11 protein-coding genes are annotated in these 22,032 nt (G+C 39.3%); 3 read left to right on the plus strand and 8 right to left on the minus strand.

Features of this window, described 5'->3' with window-relative positions; translation table 11 throughout:
• Positions 1-22: 22 nt before the first annotated feature.
• The 5 genes from RI844_RS09915 to RI844_RS09935 all read right to left on the minus strand — a co-directional run bounded on the left by RI844_RS09915 (position 23) and on the right by RI844_RS09935 (position 9,408).
• On the minus strand, positions 23-1,654 hold the full coding sequence (locus RI844_RS09915; RefSeq protein WP_348398290.1) for an alpha-L-fucosidase: 1,632 nt from the start codon (positions 1,652-1,654) through the stop codon (positions 23-25).
• Between the two features lie 129 nt (positions 1,655-1,783).
• Complete coding sequence (locus RI844_RS09920; protein WP_348398291.1) at positions 1,784-3,277, minus strand: arylsulfatase; 1,494 nt, start codon at positions 3,275-3,277, stop codon at positions 1,784-1,786.
• A gap of 48 nt (positions 3,278-3,325) precedes the next feature.
• Positions 3,326-4,540 (minus strand): glycoside hydrolase family 117 protein, encoded by a 1,215-nt coding sequence (locus tag RI844_RS09925; RefSeq protein WP_348394515.1) that lies wholly within the window; start codon positions 4,538-4,540, stop codon positions 3,326-3,328.
• 77 nt (positions 4,541-4,617) lie between these two features.
• Entirely contained in the window at positions 4,618-6,273 is a 1,656-nt protein-coding gene (locus RI844_RS09930; RefSeq protein ID WP_348394516.1) for a sulfatase family protein, read from the minus strand.
• Positions 6,274-6,396: 123 nt separating this feature from the next.
• Positions 6,397-9,408, minus strand: coding sequence for a carbohydrate binding domain-containing protein (locus RI844_RS09935; RefSeq protein ID WP_348394517.1), 3,012 nt, complete (start codon positions 9,406-9,408; stop codon positions 6,397-6,399).
• 616 nt (positions 9,409-10,024) lie between these two features.
• Here RI844_RS09935 and RI844_RS09940 point away from each other — a divergent pair.
• The 3 genes from RI844_RS09940 (at position 10,025) to RI844_RS09950 (ending at position 15,677) form a co-directional block, all read left to right on the plus strand.
• Complete coding sequence (locus RI844_RS09940; protein WP_348394518.1) at positions 10,025-11,710, plus strand: sulfatase family protein; 1,686 nt, start codon at positions 10,025-10,027, stop codon at positions 11,708-11,710.
• A 10-nt stretch (positions 11,711-11,720) separates the two neighbouring features.
• On the plus strand, positions 11,721-13,361 hold the full coding sequence (locus RI844_RS09945; protein ID WP_348394519.1) for an alpha-L-fucosidase: 1,641 nt from the start codon (positions 11,721-11,723) through the stop codon (positions 13,359-13,361).
• Positions 13,362-13,442: 81 nt separating this feature from the next.
• Complete coding sequence (locus RI844_RS09950) at positions 13,443-15,677, plus strand: right-handed parallel beta-helix repeat-containing protein (RefSeq protein ID WP_348394520.1); 2,235 nt, start codon at positions 13,443-13,445, stop codon at positions 15,675-15,677.
• 195 nt (positions 15,678-15,872) lie between these two features.
• Here RI844_RS09950 and RI844_RS09955 read toward each other — a convergent pair whose 3' ends face one another.
• The 3 genes from RI844_RS09955 to RI844_RS09965 all read right to left on the minus strand — a co-directional run bounded on the left by RI844_RS09955 (position 15,873) and on the right by RI844_RS09965 (position 21,984).
• The gene (locus tag RI844_RS09955) at positions 15,873-16,874 is read right to left on the minus strand and encodes a glycerophosphodiester phosphodiesterase family protein (RefSeq protein WP_348394521.1); all 1,002 of its coding nucleotides are present in this window, start codon (positions 16,872-16,874) and stop codon (positions 15,873-15,875) included.
• 65 nt (positions 16,875-16,939) lie between these two features.
• A complete protein-coding gene (locus tag RI844_RS09960) occupies positions 16,940-18,298 on the minus strand; it encodes a DUF1552 domain-containing protein (RefSeq protein WP_348394522.1) in 1,359 nt (452 codons plus the stop codon).
• Positions 18,299-18,309: 11 nt separating this feature from the next.
• Positions 18,310-21,984: a DUF1592 domain-containing protein gene (locus tag RI844_RS09965; protein ID WP_348394523.1), complete on the minus strand. Its 3,675-nt coding sequence runs from the start codon at positions 21,982-21,984 to the stop codon at positions 18,310-18,312.
• Between the last annotated feature and the right edge of the window lie 48 nt (positions 21,985-22,032).

Raw genomic sequence — 22,032 nt, forward strand, 5'->3', positions numbered from 1 at the left:
GGAATAATCCGCGTTTATTTAGTTATGATTTTTTAATATGCTCGGCATCAGGTTCAGTAACGATTAAATCACCCGCTACTTCAATTTTAAATGCATGGGCAAATTCACCTTCTTTTTTCTCAGGATAAACTAAATGTAAACCTTTACTGTCTCTGTGCCATTTGATCTTTTCATCACTACCTATAAGGCTGATATTTTCTATTTTAGCTTCGCTCGATATTGCGTAGTCACTATTCAACGTTTTAATGGTCAGTTTGTTATCTTCAGGCCAACCTAACGCAATGGCGTATAAGGTGTTGTCTTTTTGCGTAAAGCGAACATCTTTTGCACCAAGCTTACGATGATCCCATTTAACTTTCTCTTTGCCTTTAATTTTAACGAATTTGGTTACTTTAGTTGGACCTTCACCGTAAACGCTATAACGACGAGTACCGTATATTGCTTCACCGTTAACTTTCATCCAACGACCAATGCCCTTCATAATTGCAATTTCTTCATCTGCAATTGAACCATCGCCTTTTGGTGTTAGCGATAAAAACATAATGCCACCACGACTAGCGAAATCAATAATACTGTCTACTTGATAATCAGGACCGTCACGGTAAGTTTTATTATTTACATAACTCCAAGGGTAACCGATTGCTCTGTCAGCTAACCAGTAGCCTGGTTGATGTTCTGGCATATCTCGACCGTTTTCATAACTTTTTAAACCAACATGATCTGGAAAGTTAAAGTTCGCGGCTAACTTATTAGCAACAACTACATCTTGATCGCGCGCTGCAGATTCGTTGTAATAATACGATATTGCTTTTGTAACATTATCTTCGGTTGGGTGACCACCTTTCATCGATGTAGACAAACCGTCAAACCAGATAAAGTCAGGTTTGTAGGTATCTACAACTTCGGTAATTTTCCCGTACCAATCTGAATTGAACTGCTCTTCTGAATCGCGTCCTTTTTTCCAGAAAAAATCACCTAATTCGGGATCAGAAATCTCCCAGTTTTTATTAATTTTAGATGCATCAGCACCCTTATCTGATAGCTCTCCATAAGCATAGTTAAAGGTTCTACCATGATGGAAAGTTGCTGCAAGCTTCATATCGGGGTATTTAGCAACTTCTGCTGCTATTTCGCCATAGATGTCTTTTTTCGGTCCCATATTTTTAGAATTCCAACGACTATATTTAGAATCCCATAATAAAAAACCATCGTGATGTACTAAAGCGATACCACCAAATTTAGCCCCTGCTTCATTCATTAACCCAACCCACTCACTGGCATTAAATTTTGGTGCGGTAAATTGAGGAATAAAATCGGTATAGCCAAACTCTTCTAAAGAGCCATACTTTTTAGTGTGGTATTCATATACACCTTTTCGATTTTTTGGCGAATACATTTGACGAACGTAATCTGGACCGCCATGAGCAGGAACTGAATAAATTCCCCAATGAGTGTAAACACCAAATTTGGCATCTATTAACCATTCTGGAATTTGCTTTGTGGCTATTGAATCCCAATCAGCTTCTATGTTTGCTGTTTTTTCAGCCAGCGCTGAAGTAGAGCTTAAACTCATTACAGCTATGGCTAAGGTGGTTAGTGGTAACTTTATTGCTTTAATCATTATTGTTTCACTATAGGTAATTGAAAATTGCATGTAATTTAAAACCATATTATGTTTTTAACCTATAAAACACACCAAAACAAGATTATTTGCACAACCTTTACAATAATAAAGCCCAATAAATGCAAATAATTACTATGTTTTTCAGTTTGTTATGGCGTTTTACAATTTAGGTGGTTGCCATAATGGTAACGGTCCACCTGCAATGGCTTTCTCATACAATTCTACAAAAGGCTGATGGTCTAATAGCGGTGCATCTTCATTTACCATTAATGGTACAGTTTGCTGCCACCATGAATCATATTTTGTCCTTAATTGCTGTACAACTTCAGGGTATTTTTTAGCAACATCAGTATCTTCAAAAGGATCGTTGTTAATATCATATAGCTCGCTATTATTAACTAAACGCCAGCGCTGCGTGCGAACTGCTGATTTTTTATATTTACTGTGTTCAACATTACTTCCACTAGCCCAACGTCCTTTATGTACAAAGATTTCTCGATCAGGCCAATCAGATTTTGGGTTTTCTAACAATGGCAAGAGCGAACGCCCATCGATTTGTTGAATGTTGTTAGGTATTTTAGCGCCTGCAAGTTCAGTAAATGTTTTAAATAAATCAATATGTGCGGTTAACGCATTAATATCTACATTCTCAGCTAACACACCTGGCCAACGCCAAAATGCAGGTACATGAGTTCCACCTTCATAAGCGCTTCCTTTACCTGTTTTAAAACCAGCCATATGCATTTTTTTATTTTTACCATTAAGCTTACCGTTACGACCTGCTTGGCCATTATCGGTCATAAAAATGACTAAAGTATCTTCTATTAACTGCCACTGCTGTAGCTTTTGCATTAGCAAACCAAAGTTATCATCAATATTTTCTATCATGCCATAGCGGCCCTGCGTTTTATCATCCCAGCCCATGTCTTTAAATCGTTGCTTATATTTTTCAGGGGCCAACATTGGGCCATGCGGCGCATTGGTAGATATGTATGCAAAAAATGGCTGCTTAGCATCATGTTGTTGTTTGATCCAGCCTAGCGCGGCCTGAAAAAATACATCGGTACAAAATCCTTTGGTTTGAACTACGGTGTCATTGTGCAAAATAACATTATCAAAGTACTTGTTCTCTTTATTCTGGTTTGGTGGAAAGTCCGCTCCGCTACCAGGAAATGATTGGCCAATCCCTCCTGCCCCATGCATAAACACTTCACTAAAACCACGATTTTGCGGCAAGTATTGTTGCTCATCTCCTAAGTGCCACTTACCAAATAAACCAGTTTGATAGCCAGATTGTTGCAATAATTGCGCAAACGTTGTTGTAGATAGCGCCATACGCTCTCGTTCACGTATAGTGTGTGTAACACCATTTCTAAATTCATGCCTACCACTCATCAATGCTGCACGGGTAGGTGCGCAGGTTGGGCTAACGTGAAAGTCATTAAACCGAGTTGAGCGCTGAGAAAATGCATCAATATTGGGTGTTTGCAATACCTGATTGCCCATGACCGATAAGTCCCCCATGCCCTGATCGTCTGTCATCACTAAAATGATGTTGGGTCGGCTTCCCTTCAATGACTCTGCACTAGCAATATGTGCAAAGTTAACAGCAGCGATTACTGTCATTAATATCAATATGTTCGAAGTTTTCATCTTTTGAGTTCACTTATTATTAATTACTTTAGTTATCTAACCTTTTTATTAACGCTTATCAGATTGCAATAGGGAATCTTCGTTAAAACGAATATTTTCGCGCTTAAATTTACGTGTTTTTTTACCTGTTAAATTCGCTTCAAAGCGAACTAAATGTGGCCATGGTTTATTTTTACGCTGGGCAATATGGGATAACCCCCAAGTAATACCTTCGCCGTTATCAGTGTTGGTATAGGCATCCGGTACATAAGGACCCGCAGCATCTGGCGGCAAGACTATGTTTGCCATAATTTCAAAATTCTCACCATCGGGAGACCACTGAACGGTATTTTTCTCTGGTCCATTGGCGGTTACCAGCGCGGCAATACCATTTTTATAAGGCCATAAAACTACCTCGTGGCCACTATTTAGTACTGGGTTTAATTTTGATTTTACAAATGGTCCTGCAGGATGTTCAGCAATGGCTAAACCGCCAGAAAAATCCGGGTAAGACAGTTGAGTATCTCCAGCCAAGCCCATAGGGTGAGCTTTGTAGTACATATATATTTTGTTATTTTTTACTAGTAAATATGGGTCATGTACTTTTAAACTATCAAACGCCCCTTCTTTTTCAATTTTTGAGCGAATAAGTTCTTTACCTTGCCATACACCAGACTTGCCTGGTGTGAGTACTGGCTCAGGATGACGATGCCATGGGCCATTAGGACTATCAGACCAACTCATTGCTATTACATTCTTAGTGCGTTGATTGAATGGACTTTGCACTGCTTGATAATATAAATAGTACTTCCCTTGCCATACTAAAACGCCAGGAGTAAATACGCTGCGATCATCAAACTCGCCTTTGGGACCTAAACCAACTGCTTTTCCTTGCTCGGTCCAGTTGTAAGTATCTTTTGATGTGGCGTAATATATTGACGCCAAGTCCCAAGTATTAGCCGGAGTGTTGGTGCTAGGGTCCGCTTTTTTGTAGCCAACAGGTGCTGGGCCTTTTTCAGTTTTGGTATAATACACATAGTAAATATCACCTACTTTGATGATTTGGCTAGGGTCACGTCTACTTACCCCTTCTTCATAAGCCAAACCTTTCGCTTTTTGGTAATTAAATGAAGTATAAAACTCGTTATCCGCGGGGTTCTTTGACTTCCACATATCTTGATAGCGCTTCATAGCCGAGCTAACGAGTTGCTCTTGCGCAACATTGGTATTACTTACTAAAGTAAAAAGTGCACTTGTTAATATTAGTAGTATTTTATTGTTCATTAAGATCTCAATTATTTAGCAAAAGTTCAAAAACCTAAACTCGGGATAAGTGCTTCTTACCCCGTTAATAGTGTTACTTAATCGTTCCAGTGAGCATCGATTATGGCTTGTATGTGTGGATAATTAACATCCGTTTCAGCGTATTGTTGACGTTGTTGCAGCATTTCAACTTTCATAGTGGCAATGATGTCTTTATATTTTGGATCATTGTATGCGTTATTATCCTCTTTAGGATCAGCGCTTAAATCATAAAATTCCCATGCTACTGGTGTTGCAACTTTTGAAGGTACTACACCATCTTTTCGGCTCCACTTATGCCCGGCGTACTTCAAGTCAGACTGATTGGGAGTAGCGTCATAATGAGCACCGTAAAAGAAAATTAATTTATGCTCTGCGGTTCTTAAGCCAAAATGTGCTGGCACATCATGGTGGGCACGATGCATCCAATAACGGTAATAAGATCCTGTGCGCCAATTATCTAATGTTTCGTTATCAAGAGTGCTAGCGAAGCTTTTTCCATGCATTTTTTCAGGTGTTTCAACACCGGCAAGTTCAAGCATAAAAGGGGCAAAATCAGTATTGTTTATAATATCATCATTAACTTTGGGCGCATCAGGCTTACCAGGATGATAAACAATAAATGGCATACGTAATGAGCCTTCATACATCCAACGCTTGTCAATTAAGTCGTGTTCTCCTAACATCATGCCCTGATCACCGGTATAAATAATTACCGTGTTTTCCCATTGACCATTAGCCTTTAGATGTTCAAATAAACGAGCTAAATTATCATCTACGCCTTTTACCGTACGAAGGTAACGCTTCAAGTAACGTTGATATGAATCTGCAGTATAGTCGTGCTCGGATAAATCTTGATCAACGTCCATATGAATACCCATATTTCGACGAGGATTGCGTTTTGAAACAGACGTACCTAATTCACTTACCATTGCACCATTTTCGCCACGTGTGGCTACTGAACCAAAGTTTTTGCGGTCATATAAGTTGCCTGGTTCAGGGATAGTAACGTCAGCTAAGTAATCATCATAGCGCGGCGCATTTTCAAACATATCATGTGGTGCTTTGTAGTGATGCATCAAGAAGAATGGTTTGTCACTAGTGCGTTTGCTTAACCATTCGATGGTTAAATCGGTAATAACATCAGATGAATGACCTTCTACCTGAACTTTGTTGTTCGGCCACTTACCTTTGCCATTGATATCACGAAACACAGGGTCAAAGTATTTCCCTTGGTTAGGTAGCACCTTGTAATAATCAAATGCTAATGGTTCTTTTTTAAGGTGCCACTTACCAATCATTGCGGTTTCATAACCCGCACCTGACATTAATGTTGGTAAGTATTGCTTTTCAACGCCAATTTTACCGTCGAGATCTAATGCGCCATTTGCTTGGCTGTATTGACCGGTAATAATTGATGCACGCGAAGGCGTACAGATAGAGTTGGTAACAAATACATTGTCAAAACGAGTGCCTTGTTTGGCAAGCGCATCAATTGTTGGTGTAGGGTTTAGCGGTGCCAAGTGACCACCATACGCGCCAATAGCCTGACGAGTGTGATCGTCAGACATAATGAACAGTATGTTCGGCTGCTTAGGTTCAGCAGCAATAGTTGATTTTGCAGCTTGTTCTACATTACTGCATGATGCCAAGCAGGCAATTATAGATGATGCAAGCATCAACTTTTTTACTTTTGATCTTAATTCTATTTTCATTATTTTTTAACCGTAGTTTTGAAACATTGCCATTTTTCAGACAATAGGTTGAGACTAGTTAGTGTTTTAGTGAAAAAAAAGCCGAATCAATTGATTCGGCCAATATTTACTGCGTTCATTTTCTTATAATTTTCGTCTTATTAACGCAATACCGGCGAGTAACAGACCCCAGATGCCAAATGAACCACCGTCACTACTATCATCCGCTTTAATAACAGCGTCATTTATGTATGACACTGATTTAGCTCCTTCATGGCTTTGACCGTTGGTAACTGTTAGTTTAAATGCTATTTTCATCTCGCTGCCAACACTAGGTACAGTGAAGCTAGCATTAGCAGAGTCTGCATTTAACAACTCAATTACCGGGCCTCTTGATTGTACCCATTTATAGGTTAAGTCTGAATTTTCGGTATCAGTTGAGTTCGACCCTTTAAGTTCAATAACATCACCGGCAAAAAATTCAACATTACCATCACGGTTATAGTCGTAACTACCCGTCATGCTAGGGCCACCCGCCAACTCTGCAGAAGCGGTCACAAACGCAGGGATAGCAGTTAACATAAAGCTAATTGACTCAGTTGCCGTATGAACACCGTTAGTAACAGTTAACTCAAGCACAATCTCTTCATCAACTTGAACACTTGGTAACGCGTCAATTTCAATAATAGGTCCATCTGTAGATATTCCTAAGTCTGGACCTGTTAGCTGTTTCCAGCTGAAGGTTAATTGAGCCCCACCAAGAACCGTAGCACTGGCATCTAGAGTTAACGCTTCGCCTTCCATTGCATCTTGCGCATCTACTACAAATGCAATACTTGCATTAGCATCAAGTGGAAAGCCATCTTGCTCATTTAATACACCATCGTTATCAGCATCGTCATCGGCGTTGTCACCAATACCATCGCCATCGGCATCACCGCTTTCAGTGGGGTCGTTAGGGAATACATCGCCGTTGTCACCAACGCCATCACCATCAGTATCAATCCACTCAGTTGGGTCGTCCATAAATGCATCTTCATCATTTATTACACCATCTTCATCATTGTCACCAAATGGGTCAAAAGTAACAACACGCACTAGTAGCGGGCCACTAGCCGTACCTTTAGCGTTTGTTACGCCAGTAGCGACTTGGTTAAAGGCTGTTTCAGATACCAAATATTTGAATACTGCGGCATTCGTTTCAGACCATAATTCGACATCTTTAGTAATAACTAACCATTTAGGAGACTTACCTGGTCTTGCCCAAGTAGACCATTCGCCATTTAACTCTACGAATGCATCGATATTGTCCTGTTGTTCACTGGAATCAAAAAAGGCACGAATCTCAGTAAATTGCTCTGCTGTTGACCACTTCCAATCAGGGTTTTCAGCTAGCCAGGCATCAATCTCTGCATACTCTGCAGTACCTTTCTCATCACCTTCCGGTAAACCTAAGCTTGCACTTACCGACAAACGCATAATATCGAGGCGTTCACCTAGAATATCGTATGCAGACCAGTAGTCTCGGCCCGCTTTATAGCCATATGTTCCTGCCTTTGATAGTTTAGACCCTGCTGGCTCTGCTGATTGCTCGGCATCGTATGGGTAATAATCTAGGTCATTAACTACACCATCGCCATCAATATCAGTATCGGTAACGTCCGAAATAAAATCACCGTCTAAATCAGCTGGTACGTCATCAATTAATAGTGGGTCAGTACCTGCAGCTATTTCATCATCGTTAGCAAAACCATCACCATCAATATCAGTGTCAGTAACGTCAGAAATAAAGTCGCCATCTAAATCGGCTGGTACGTTAGTATCATCAAGAGGATCTGAGCTTGCAGCTATTTCATCTTCATCAGTGAAGCCATCATTATCATCATCAGTATCTTGCCAGTCATAGGTGCCATCGGCATCGGTATCTGTTGGAAAACTTGTATCGTCAAACGGGTCTGTTCCGGCAGCAACTTCATCAATATCAGTTACGCCATCATTATCATCATCTTCGTCTGTAACATCTGAAAGAAAATCACCATCATTATCTGCAGGTGTATCTAAAGCATCTTCTGGATCTGAGCCTGCTGCGATTTCATCACTGTTAGAGTAGCCATCATCATCGCTATCATCTCTACCCACTTCAGGGTCACGAGGGTCAAGATCTTCGTCATTTGGCACACCATCACCGTCAATATCAGGGTCAGTTGCATCAGAAATAAAATCACCATCTAAATCAGCTGGAATGTCACTATCTAAAAGAGGGTCGGTACCTGCTGCTATTTCATCTTCATCAGTATAGCCATCATCGTCATCGTCACTATCTTGCCAATTATATGTACCATCAAGATCAGTATCTATTGGGAAAACAGTATCATCAAACGGGTCCGTACCTGCTGCAGCTTCATCAACATCAGTTACGCCATCATTATCATCATCTTCATCGGTTACATCAGAGACAAAATCACCATCATTATCTGCTGGTGTGTCGCTTACATCTTTAGGATCAGTACCTGCGGCAATTTCATCTGTATCTAAATACAGATCATTATCATCATCTGTGTCTTCACTGTCAGGTGTACCATCTTCATCGGTATCTTCATCAGGGTCTAGTGAAACTACAACAATATCATCTGCCCAAAAATCAGTAGGGCCATCAGCATTACCTTTAACTGTTTTTAACCAAACTTTAAAAGCACCATCAGGATTAATGTCATTTCCATCTACCTCAGGTACGGTAAATTCATTATCTAAACTCACCCAGGCGCCATCTGAATGAACAGTAGATAAAGAAGTCGTTTGATCTTTATTATCTGATAATTTTTTGTATGAGTAGGCAAAAGCAATACCGCCACTGGTTTTAGCTTGGCCTGAAATTCGATAGGTACCACCGGGCACCAAAGAAATGGTTTGCTTCATTGTGTGAGCGTGCCCTGTACGCCCCCCTACCTGTACGACATTACTTGTTCCATTATTGGTTGTGTCCTCAACAATGGCAGTGGTAATTTCTGGCTTAGTCGGTACCCATAGCTCATTTAGGGTACCCGATTCAAAGTCACCTCCCTGGACTAAATTTGTTGCCGCATAGGTTGTTGAACTAGCTGCGAAAAGAATTGTACCTATTGATACTGCAAGTTTTTGTTTTTTAAATGTATTCATGGTGCTCCCATAACATCTATGCTTATTTTTGTATTTATTATTAATAGCAATCAACGTGTTTGTACTTAAATTTAATGTCTTTACTTAACAATGTCCATAATAATTTATTTGGCTGCTTTGCCTGATAAAATTAAAATTTCAATTATAAAAACAAAACCAAATCTACCTTTTATTGCTTAAATACAAGAACTTAACCTTTATCATGTATGTTTGTTGTATTGCCAACCATACTGACTTGGAGAAAGTCTCATATACTGATTTATATTCTGCATCACTCAAAGTGTTTATTACTAACAAAAACCACAATAGGGTATTAAATAAACTCCGTCAACAGTGCCCGCCTAGTAAAAACCTATAAGAATAGCCACTATGCAACAGTGAAATATCATTACAACAAACGAGTAAACCAATGAATTAAAAGAAAAAAATAAATATTTACAATGATATTAAAATGCATTCATAGCAAAAACTTACTGTAGCCAAGGTAAAAATCTTTACACAATCTTTACAAAGAGGAAATTTACACAACCTTTACTCGGCTATTATTTACAAAAGACACCAAAAGTATAAATAATAAGCTTAGTTAATTTGTAAATATTTCAATTTGAGTTTTATTATGAAAAAACAAAATAAGATAATTCCATCGTTAGTAATGTTCGCGACTACATCACTAGCGACTATGTCGGCTAATATTCAAGCCGAAGAACAAATAAGCTCAGTAGCTTCTAAACGGCCGAACATAGTATTGCTGTTAACCGATGATCAAAGCTATCACTCGGTAGGCTACTCAGGTAATAAGCAAGTAAAAACCCCTAACATAGATGCCTTAGCGCAGCGAGGTGTGATCTTTGATCGCGCTTATGACACAACATCTATTTGTATGGCAAGCCGAGCGCAAGTATTTACCGGTATGTATGAATATAAAACGGGCGCTAACTTTACTCATGGGCCATTAGCACCTGAAAAGTGGCAGCAGTCGTACCAAGTACTGTTACGTGATGCCGGATACTTTACCGGTTTTGTTGGCAAGTTTGGTTTTGCTGTAAAAGAGCAAGAAAAAGGTAGCTCTTATAAAAAGGACACTGATTTACCCAGTAATGATTTTGACGTTTGGTATGGCTGGCCATCTCAAGGATATTATGCAACGGACAAAAATAAATCTATCGCTAAATTTGCCAAGCAATACCCACATACTACAAAAGCTGTTGGCGCAGCTTCGATTGATTTTTTAAAGCAAGCGAAACAAGAAGATAAACCTTTTCTATTATCAGTAAGTTTTAAAGCGCCTCACAAAGCATTTACACCTGATCCTGCATATGATGACGTATACGCTGATACCGTGTGGGAAGAGCCAAAAAACTTTGGCGAGAATGGTGCCAAGCATATTCCAGAGCAAGCTAAAGGTGGGCGTCAATATCGTACAATGCTTGATTTTATTCCTGAGAAATTTCAGGAAAATATGCGTAAATACCACCAACTAGTATATGGCGTTGATCAGGCTGTAGGTATGATCACACAAGCACTTGAGCAGCAGGGCTTAGCTGATAATACTGTAATACTATTTTTAAGTGATAATGGTTATAGTCTTGGTGCTCACAATATGAGTGGTAAAGTATTGCCTTATGAAGAGCCTTCTCGTACCCCTATGGTAGTTTACGATCCACGTTTACCATCATTAGGAAAAAATAATAGAGTTCAAAGTGTTACCAGTAACTTAGACATGGCTCCGACAATCTTTGAGCTTTCGGGGGTTAAAACGCCGAGTAACGTTGACGGTAAGAGTTTACTCCCTCTGCTTAAAAATCCTGAGCAAAAAGTTCAAGACAATGTAATGCTAATTAATGCTTGGGGGAGTTCACCAACCCATTCACTTGCTGTGGTAACTGACAAATATAAATATATTTATTGGCCTTTTTCACACGGTATGCAAGCTGCTGAAGAGTTATACGACCTCAGTAAAGACAAGCATGAAATGGTCAATCAAATGAAAAACCCAGAGTATGCAAATCAATTAAAAATGATGCGCGAAAAATTTGATGCTGGAGTTAGTAAGTGGCAGTCAGAAACTGTAAGTACTGGTAACTACCCTGCCTTTGGTAAAGTATTTGATCGAAGCCTTTCATGGGAAGATAAATTAAGCCAATTTGATCAACGCATGCAAAGAAAATATGTGGAATGGCAAGCTACAGAAAAATCAGAAAAAGCCAATCGAAAAAAGAATCAGAACAAAAAAGCTAAAAATAGAAAAGATAAAAACGCACGTAACAAAAACGCTCAGCCAAAGTCTGTAGAATCAATTTAGGACAAACTTGATGAAATTATCTAAATTAACATTGGCGAGTTTACTCGTGTCAGCCAATTTGGCTTCGTTTAATACCAGCGCAGAAAAATACTCTACTAGCTGGGATTCTTTATCAGAAAAACCATTACCGGAGTGGATAGTCGATGCTAAGTTTGGTATTTATACTCACTGGGGTGTTTATTCTGTGCCAGCTCACGGTGGCCCTGATTATGCTCCTAATTTATATAGTCATAAAAGAGACGTCAAAGGTGCCTACTCTTACCACAAAGAAAAATATGGTGAACTAGATAAAGTAGGTTATACCGACCTTATTAAAAAGTTTACCGCACCAAAGTTTAGCGCAAAAAACTGGGCTGGCGTTATGCATGATGCTGGAGCGAAGTTTGCCGGAATAAGTATTGTCCACCACGACGGTTTCTTACTTTGGGACTCTAAGGTAAGCCGTTGGAATTCAAAGCAAATGGGACCAAAACGTGATGTTTATGGCGAAATAGCTGAAGCAGTGCGTGAATACCCCGACATGAAGCTAGTTGCAACTATGCATCATGGCCGTTCACCTGGTTGGAAAACCAAATTTCTGCCAAAAGATTCTAAAGATGAAGCTGAAAAATGGGATATGTCTAATCCAGAATTTAGTGATTTTTTCTGGGATAGAAAAGACCCTAAGGTTCTTGCTCAGTTTGATAAAGACTGGGAAAAAAAGGTTCACGAAGTGGTCGACAACTATCAACCAGACTTATTATGGTTTGATGGTTTAAGACAAGCAATGAAAAGTGACCACCCTTCTGAAAATACAGTGTTAAATACTATTAGTTATTTTTACAACGAAGCGGATAAAAGAAAGCAAGAAGTTGTGTTAGCAAATAAACATGCCGGTAAATTTAACTTCCCTGCTAATGTTGGTTTACGCTCTTTTGAAGGTGGTCGTGACATGCCTGAGCATGTTGAAGGCTACTATTTAACAGACCGAGCAATAGGTTATCCGTGGTCTTATGTCAACGACAAAACTTATCGAGATGGTGCTAATTTTCATGTTGATTTCTTAATTGATAATGTTTCTCGTGGTGGTATTTATTTAATGTCATTAACGCCAAAGGGAGATGGTTCAATTCCAGTAGGTGAACTTGAAATTACTCAAGGCATTGGCCGTTGGTTATCCGCGAATGGTGAAGCGATTTATGGAACGAGAAGATATTCAGTGTTTGGCGAAGGCAAACACTTAATTTATAAAAAGCTGAAAAAGGGTAAAACAATTTACGCTTGGGATTACCGTATCTTAGGTGATGAAGATATTCGTTTTACACAAAAGGATAACAACCTTTACACCCTAGTTTTAGGTCTACCCAAAAGCCGTACATTAACGGTTAAAAACTTAAATAGCGATTATAAAATATCAACAGAGAACAAAATATCTAACATTAGCTTACTCGATAGCGATCAGAAAATTGCTTGGAATCGAGATAAAGATGGCTTGCATATTCAGTTCCCTAAAGACTATCAGGGTGAGTTTGCCCATGCTTTTAAAATTGAAGTCGATGGCAAATTAATCGTAACCAAGCCGGACGAAGAAAATCGCCTCAAACTGGAAAAGCTTAATAAAGTTACTTTAGAGCCAGAAGATGAAATTAAAGTAGTAAATGCAGACAAATAGCTGTTCCCACACCAAAGGCACAGCGGCGTAAAAACCTTGTGCCTTTTTCTATTTAAATAACTTTTTATTCAGGTCCTTTATATGAGTATATTTTTACCGCGCAGTTCATTATTCACTTTTGTTTTAATATTAACGAGTTGCAGTTTAGACACAACAGTTGATGAAAATAACAGCGTGTTAACTCATACGGTCATTCACATAAGTCCTACAGGCACCTCACGAGGCAATGGTTCAATAAGCAAGCCGTTAAATTCATTACACAATGCCCGAGATAAAATTCGGCAGCTAAAGCTGCAAGGCGTTAAAGGCAGTTTTGAAGTTAGGGTTGCACAAGGAGATTATCTTCATTTACAGGGGCTAACACTGTATGAACAAGACTCAGGTACCGCCGAATCACCAATCACTTATCGTGCTGTACCAGGAGCTAAGGCCCGTTTTTTTGGTGGCAAAATACTTGATGCTACGGCATTTTATCCATTAGATAAACAATCACAATTTGCACGTCGATTGATTGAACCCGATGCGATAAAACACATTAAAGTTATCGACCTCAAACAACAAGGTATCAATGGCGTAGATGAATTAGGAAAACTTATTTCACACGCTTGGGGGCTAGAGCCTAGTAACCGCGTACCTCCTGCCATGATTACTATTGGTGGTGAACGCATGTCGCTAGCTCGCTGGCCGAATGCTGATGCACTTAACCCTTATTTTAAGGTAAATCAGCGCATAGAAAAAATAGGCCTTACACATGAAGATTTTCGCGGCTTCACTTCGTTTACTAAAGTCATAGACAAAGGTCTTGGAAAACATAAATTGGCCAAAAATCAGCGTAAATATGGTTGGGAGAATTCTGCCGAATTTATGAATGGCGGAGGCACTGTTGAAGTAGAGTTTGACAGAATGCGTTATTGGCAAAACAGCGGCAACATCTTTATAGATGGCGTCGTGTCTTCAAGTTGGGAATGGACCTACAATCGATTGCGCAATATAGATGTAGAAAAGAAACAATTTACCTTAGAAATGGGCGCAGCCTTAACTGGTGTTGGAGATAAACTTAAAGCCTCGCATTTTTTCTTCGACAATGTTGCTGAAGAACTTGACCAACCAGGAGAGTATTTTATCAATCGTGAGACTGGATTATTGTATTTGTATCCGCCTGCTGACTTTCAACAAAAGCCCATTGTACTTTCTGCTTTAAACCAACATGCAATCAGCGCTGCAGGCGTCAATTATGTTCGCTTTGAAAACCTAACCTTTGATACAGGTCGTAATTTATTTGCCGAATTTATCAACTCTTCTGGTATTGAGATTGTTAATAATACTTTGGTTAATTTTGTTAAAGGCGGCATCGATATCAAAGGTAGTGATAATCTGATCCAAGGTAACGAAATATCGGGCATTGGCGGTTATGGTGTCCGTCTTGATGGCGGCAACTTGAAAACTCTTAAGAGTGCCAACAATGTTGTCGAGTATAATCACATCCACAATTTTGGTTGGGATCAACGCTCACAAATTCCGGCAATTTACATCAATGGCGTAGGCAATCGTGTTGCCAACAATAAGGTTCATGATGGTCCACATTTCGCCATTAGAATTAAAGGCGGCAATGATAATATTGTTGAATATAACGAAATATTTGATGTAGTTAAATATCATAAGTTCGATGGCGGTGCCCTCTACATATACAATACTAAGCAACCTGAACAACGTGGCAATATCATTCGCAAAAACTACTTCCACGATATTCCTAATCAGCGTTTTGGGGTTTATATCGATAATCACAGCATGGGTATGCGTATAGAAGATAACTTATTTATTAACGTTGAAGCTCCGGTAAATATTAATTCAGGCCACCATAACCAGGTAAACCGAAATATTATGGTTAATTGCCCTACGCCTATTCGCATCTCTAAATTTTCGTTTCACAATGCGTATAACAAAGACATGAAACACGCATGGCAAAAGAAAACCAATGCGTATTTAACAAAGCTTAATCAACTGCCTCATCATAAATACGCGAGCTTTAAAGAGTGGCTAGCCATGACGGATGTGGAAAAACGCAAAGGGGTAAGCTTTGGCCAAGATAATATTTTCTATAACCCAGACATCGCCTTAGATAAAAGAGCTAAGCGTGGCATTGAAGATCAAATGAAAACATTTGTTTCAACAAATAACTTAGTACTTCAACAAGACCCTGGGTTTACTGATATAAGTGCAGGAGATTACAGTATTAATGCCAATTTAAACCCTGCTGGTTTTAGTTTTGATTTACAAAAAGTTGGTTTGGCAGGTAGAGAAGCGGGAGCAAGATAATCAAGTATCCGAATTAATAGATAAAAAAAACTATTGAAGTACGTAAATGAATAGAGAAAAAGTATCGTCACGCCCAGCTGATTTTTGGTGGAATGACGGTGCTTATTTTGAGAGTATATGAAGCTCTCTTAATTGCACTTTGTTGCCGTTAGATGCCTAATATTACGGTGTGATATTAAACTCTTTCTACTTCCATCAATCATGGTATTTCATTTTTCTCAAATAGGCCAATAAGGCACTGGGCTCGTCGGTTTGTATTATTGAATAGCCATGGTTAATTAATGTACCCCAAACTCTATCAGGATTTTTCAAGGCACGTTTGTCGGTAAAGTTTGCCGAATGAGATACTTTCAGGGTATTAACCCAGAGCCGATGTTTTTGCTTTAGTTGTTTAAATAATTGCGTTTGTAACTCTACCTGATCGAGTGAACTGAACTTAACCTCTGCCATTGCACTTCCCTCAAAAGCTGCGTACAAGTTGCCTAATGTTTGTGATGCTAAGGCTGTTGGCTGTTTTTTTTCATTGTCTTTCTTAGCCTTTTTAGGTTTATCTCTAAAATTTAACTTTGGCATATAAATGCCCTGGTATGTGCCAAATTGGTTTAGTGTATTTAACGCTTTTGTATAACTCTGCTTACCCTTTAAAATTACTTGCCGCTCTATGCCTGAGCTACGTACAACAGCCAATACTTCTGCTAAATTCCACTCGGCCTTATCAAGGTTGATCAACACCTTGTCTTTAACTTTCATTAAGGCATCGCGTAAATGAGGGATCGTTTCATTGCTTAAACTACCGTCAGTATTTATTAACTGAAGTTGCTGTAATTCAAGCCAAGTTTTATCAGAAACTTTACCTTTGCCGTTTGTAGTGCGATTGAGGGTTTTGTCGTGCATCAATACAAACACACCGTCTTTAGTGCGTTGAATATCCACTTCAATAATATCTACGCCTAAATTAATAGCATGCTCAATTGATAATAGAGAGTTCTCGGGAGCCTGTTTCCAGGCTGCGCGGTGAGCAACAACTAAAACCTTTGGGCTATGCACATCCATTAATTGTGTGCGGATCATTTCAGCTGACGTTTGTGACGCATTAACAGGTACACTAATAAAAACACTCAACAGCGGCACTATTGCTATTTGCACAACATTAAAGCGTATAACGGCTTGTTTTATTAATGTTTTCACTAGTGTCATTTTACGCTCGCTTTATAAGCACGGAATAGCTATCTAAGATTAATCCCTTTGATTAAGCCCTTTGATTAAGCCCTTTGATCAAAGATTGCCGATAATGGTCCGGTGCTATCAGCAAACTTTTGTGTTGGCACATCTACCGCATTAAGCATACTGACAAATAGATTACTCATTGGCTCATGTTCATCAAAAACATGATAACCACCATGGTTAACGCCTAAATTGTTGCCACCAGCAAGGATCAGTGGGTAATTTCGTGCATTGTGAGTATTACTTGTGCCGCTACCGTACAATATTAAACTGTTATCCAATAACGAGCCGTGCTCGTCCTGAGTGTCGCTCATACGCTGCACAAAGTAGCTGAACTGTTTAGCTAACCATTGATCGTATCTCCCCCACTCTTCCCAATGACCATTACTTTTATCATGGGTCATTTGGTGATGACCTTTTTTAAGTCCGAGGGCAAGTTTAGGAAAGTTTTCGCCAAAGCCCATACCATCTTCACGGGCAACCATATAACTCATCACCCGGGTCATATCAGTTTGAAAGCCTAATAACATAAGGTCATACATGGTTCGCACATAACCTTCCGGGTCTATGGTTGCATCAACATCTAATGTTAAGTCGGCAATATTGAATTCTTTCATTGGAATATCTAACCACTTTTCGCTGCGCTGGATTTGTTCTTCCATATTGTTTAATGAGATTAAATATTCATCCATTTTATGCTTGTCTTGCACGCCTAATTTAGTCATCAATCTTTTTGAGTCTTCTAAGATTAAATCAACAAGTTTTTTATTTTGTTGTAATGACTTTTTCCGCTCCATCGAGCTTGCTCCACCAGTTGGCGAGAAGTAGCGTTCAAATATTTGCCGATGACGATGTTCAGAAGGGATCGGCTTACCAGCATTGTTAAATGATATCGTCGACACTCGAGATTTAAAACCAGTACCGCCATCACTTGATATGGTTAGATTCGGATAACGGGTATGCTTTTTCAACGATTCGGCGGCCAACAAATCAACAGAGATAGAGTTTTTATAAGCTGAGCCGCCAATATCACCAGCTGTTAGCCAAGTATCGGCAGTCATATGGCCAACTAAGTTACGACTTTTAGGGTGACTTAAGCCACCGATTATCGACATTTTATCGCGAAAAGGCGCTAATGAAGAAAGTGTATTCGTTAATTTATAATTACTGCCCTGCTCTTTTGGAAACCAATGCCATTGTTGGTATTTAGTTTCTGACTCATGTGGTAAGCACACGCCATTAGGCACAAAAACATAACAGAGGCGTTTCGGTACGTTTATCGGATTATTCGGCTTAATAGAGTTGTCTGCCATACACTCTAAATATGGCAGAGCACAAGCAACACCAAGACCTTTAAGAAAAGTACGACGATTAATATTTGAAGTGTTTTTAGCCATAATACCTTTCCTTATAACTGCTTGAATGTTGGATGATTGACTATGCTCTTAAGCATTGCACGCATACTGTAATTATTCTCTTTTACCTGGTCAGCAAGTGTCTGTAATGTTTCTTCATCACTAAAACGTACTTCTCGACCCAAACCGTAGCTGTATAAGTGCTTAATTAAAGACAGGGTAAACAGTTGTGGCTTTTGGTTGATCACATATTGCTTTAACTCATCAACACCATTTACTTGTGTGCCGTCTGGCAAGATAGAAACAGCGTCAACTATTTGATCGTTATTAGTGGTTTGATATATGCCAGAGGCATCAAAATTTTCAAACGCAACACCATAAGGATCAATCATGGCGTGACAATCACGACAAGACTCTTTATTACGATGAGTTTCTAATTGTTGCTTTAATGTTAGTTTGTCAAAGCCTGGAGTATCCGGATCTATCTCAGGCACATTTGGCGGTGGCGGAGGTGGCGGTGTACCTAATATTTTTTCTTTAAACCAAACCGCTCTTTTAACTGGGTGCGCTTGTTCACCATTGGAATGGCCGGCCAAAAAAGCACCTTGTGACAATAAGCCGCCACGATGAAGGTCGGCTGCTACATCTACCGCTCTGAACTCATTGCCAATCACATTATTAATACCGTAGTACTCTGCCAGATTTTGATTGAGCATCGCAAAATCTGAGTCGATCAAATTAAATATGCTTTTATCTTCTGCCAACAAATGATGAATAAACTGATAGCTTTCTTCCGCCATATCGGCTTTTACAAAACGAGTAAAATTTGGGTAGCGTTCAACATTTACATTCATTGATTCATGTCGGTCAACACGCAACCACTCATACGTAAATGGACGAATAAATCGCCATACCTTAGGGTCTTCAATCATACGATCGACTTGAGCAGATAATTGCTCGCTTAATTGACCTTGTTGGGCCAAATCAAGTAGTGCTTGATCCGGCGCTGAATTCCATAAAAAGTATGATAAACGATTGGCTAAGGCAAACTCAGAAATTGCGCTGTTAGATTGGTTGCTAGCAATAGCTGAATTAATGCCGAATAATCGAATGAAATTAGCATAAAATTGGCTACTGTTATCTACTACCGGTTCTTCAGGTAAATAAAGAAAATTTGGTGATGTCAAAATTGCAACCATCACTTGTACAACGCCTTCTTCATATTGCTGGTAATCAGCTTTAATCGCTTGCCAGTAATTAATATAAAAAGATAATTCCTCTTTAGTTAGTGGACGACGAAACGCTTTTTCTGCAAATCTGTTTAGTACCTCTTCAGTATATAGTTCAGAGTTTGATTTATTGGCAGAGTCAAAGAAAATCGCTTGATGCGTTTTGGTTGGCCATTGCTCAATATAAGGCGCCTCTATTTCAATCGCTTTCACTTGCAGAGGTGGGCCAATATGATCTGACTCTTTCACTAAAAAGTTATTCCATAGTCCTAAAATTGCAATACCCGACAAACGCTCATTAACATCACTGGAACTCGGCAACGGTAAGTTTTCTAACCGGCCAGTGAACGTATAACTCGCATCGTTATTCGCTAAATTAACGCCAGAGGTTGCAGCAAAGGTTTGATAGTCCATACCATCATCTAAACGTGTGCCGACGAAAGGTTGAATTGAGGGTGAAAAATCAGCAAACTTTTGTTCATTTTTCTTGTTTTTTGCCGCTGCTTTTGCCAGCAACTCGTCGTTGTTAGGTGCTTTGGTTAAGACAATATCGCTAAAGCCAACAAAGTTATTTGCCACTAACTTTACTGAATGTGCACCTTTGGTTAAGTAGATAAGCGCTAAAGCTGATACTTGACTATTTTTCCGTTTTACATCAAGAGCTACTTTTATCGACTGCTTATCAACATTCATCTTTAATCTATTACTCGGCTGATTAAAATCAATGTGAGTAATTTTAGGGTGGGTCAAATCAATTTGATAAAAACCATCTTGGGCAATGTCAAATTTAAGTGTTGCAGTTGATTTTCTAATGTTCGGTTTTTCTGGTACCCAAAAGTCGCCACGTTTAGCTAGGTTTTGTACTTTTGTTATAGCCGAGTCACTAACAATTAAACTTTCAGCGCTGGCAATTGTTTGCTGCTTGTTAGTATCATATTTCGCCAGTGACTTACTGCTATTAACCTTTTCAAGTTTACCATTACTGTAACTTCCTAACTCCCCTTTATTAGCGATTACCCGCATTTGGAAACTCCCCTCTTTGGGCAGTATGTCTTTAATTTGAACTTTTAAGTTAGGTGAAGGCCCCATAGATGAAAAAGGCGGCTTCTCAACATGTGGTAATGCCGAGGCGAGCACAATACCGTTTTTATTGACGCCAAAGCGGCTATGATCTGAGCCACGTAAACTTATACTGAACTTCGATTTTAACTGGTTAAGTTTGGCTTGCTCTTGCTCATTTTTGAAGTTCACAACATTGCCGCTACCATCAAGCATGTCTATTTGAAAATGTTTGTTATCAAGCGGGACTTCTTTATAACCATCTAATTCGGTCGCAAACTTACCATCACTAATATTTTGGCCAAAGCTAACTCGATAATGGAACACTTCAGGTTTTTCATCTAAATTTACCGCTTTCAATAGTGCTTGCTTGGCTATGTCTTTAAAATAATCACCATGCAGTGATGTCATTTGCAAAATTTCACCATCATTGGAAAAGCCCATTTCAGACTTGCCATCATCAGGTAAAATGTCACCAAAGTTGATATCTATACCTAATAAATCTTGCAATGTATTTGTATATTGTTGCTTGGTTAAACGTCTAATAGGAGCAGTTGCATCACTTTTATGTGCCGCTGTTGCAAGCTTTATGTTTTCCGTCATCCAACTTACTAGCAATCTTCGTTCATCATCACTGGGTTGTGCTTCTTTGGCTGGCGGCATTTCCGCACTATTAATCATATCTAGTGCTGCATGCCATTTTTCAGCATCATGGCCATTGACCATATCTGGATTTAAGGTGTCAAATCTAACATTACCTTTTTGCTTATCAATACCATGACAACTGGCACAGTATTTATCGATAACAGGCTGTACTTGTTGAGTATAAATAGGGTCATCAACTGCTGTGATAACAACAGGCTTCTCATCTAAAGCCATCAATGATTTCATCTGCTCAGGTGCGTGTTGGATCAGGTAAGTATCACCATGAACTAAGTTCCCGCCAGCATGAGCAGCTACCATGATCAGCACCACTAAACCTGAACTTGCCAAACCATAACTGTAATATAACCATGATTTTTTTAATCGAGTACAGGTTTGTTGTAAGCCCAGAGTAAGCAAAGCAACTAACGCAACACTCATGCCGCCGAGTTGATGTGATTGTACTTGCGCGGCTTTAAAGCCTTCGTTAGCTGCAAGCATTAAACCTAGAGATACAGTAACAATGGCACTTATTGTCCCTATCAGCCACAACAAAGGAATAACAGGTTTAAGCGCACTAAAGCGTTTATTCAGTGCGAGTAATTCAAGGCAAGGCGGCAGCATTAACAAGACCACAGGAAAATGCAATACTAAGACATGGAAGCGTCCTAAGAAACGAAAAATACCGCTCCCCGATACATTATCGATCGGTGCAGAAACGACAATATAAACAATAGCTATTGCACAAAGAACTAACCCCAGCCATAGTTTTTTTAATGAAATTCGATCAAAGCCCATAAGTCCTCTAGTGATCATTCGACAAATATTTAATTTATTAACGATAGG

Source organism: Thalassotalea fonticola (assembly GCF_032911225.1).
In the GTDB taxonomy this organism is placed as follows: Bacteria; Pseudomonadota; Gammaproteobacteria; order Enterobacterales; family Alteromonadaceae; genus Thalassotalea_A; species Thalassotalea_A fonticola.

Coding starts and splice junctions, on each gene's coding strand:
- RI844_RS09955 (WP_348394521.1), bottom strand. CDS start 16,874: ATGACACTAGTGAAAACATTAATAAAACAAGCCGTTATACGCTTTAAT.
- RI844_RS09940 (WP_348394518.1), top strand. CDS start 10,025: ATGAAAAAACAAAATAAGATAATTCCATCGTTAGTAATGTTCGCGACT.
- RI844_RS09920 (WP_348398291.1), bottom strand. CDS start 3,277: ATGAAAACTTCGAACATATTGATATTAATGACAGTAATCGCTGCTGTT.
- RI844_RS09965 (WP_348394523.1), bottom strand. CDS start 21,984: ATGGGCTTTGATCGAATTTCATTAAAAAAACTATGGCTGGGGTTAGTT.
- RI844_RS09935 (WP_348394517.1), bottom strand. CDS start 9,408: ATGAATACATTTAAAAAACAAAAACTTGCAGTATCAATAGGTACAATT.
- RI844_RS09925 (WP_348394515.1), bottom strand. CDS start 4,540: ATGAACAATAAAATACTACTAATATTAACAAGTGCACTTTTTACTTTA.
- RI844_RS09945 (WP_348394519.1), top strand. CDS start 11,721: ATGAAATTATCTAAATTAACATTGGCGAGTTTACTCGTGTCAGCCAAT.
- RI844_RS09960 (WP_348394522.1), bottom strand. CDS start 18,298: ATGGCTAAAAACACTTCAAATATTAATCGTCGTACTTTTCTTAAAGGT.
- RI844_RS09950 (WP_348394520.1), top strand. CDS start 13,443: ATGAGTATATTTTTACCGCGCAGTTCATTATTCACTTTTGTTTTAATA.
- RI844_RS09930 (WP_348394516.1), bottom strand. CDS start 6,273: ATGAAAATAGAATTAAGATCAAAAGTAAAAAAGTTGATGCTTGCATCA.
- RI844_RS09915 (WP_348398290.1), bottom strand. CDS start 1,654: ATGCAATTTTCAATTACCTATAGTGAAACAATAATGATTAAAGCAATA.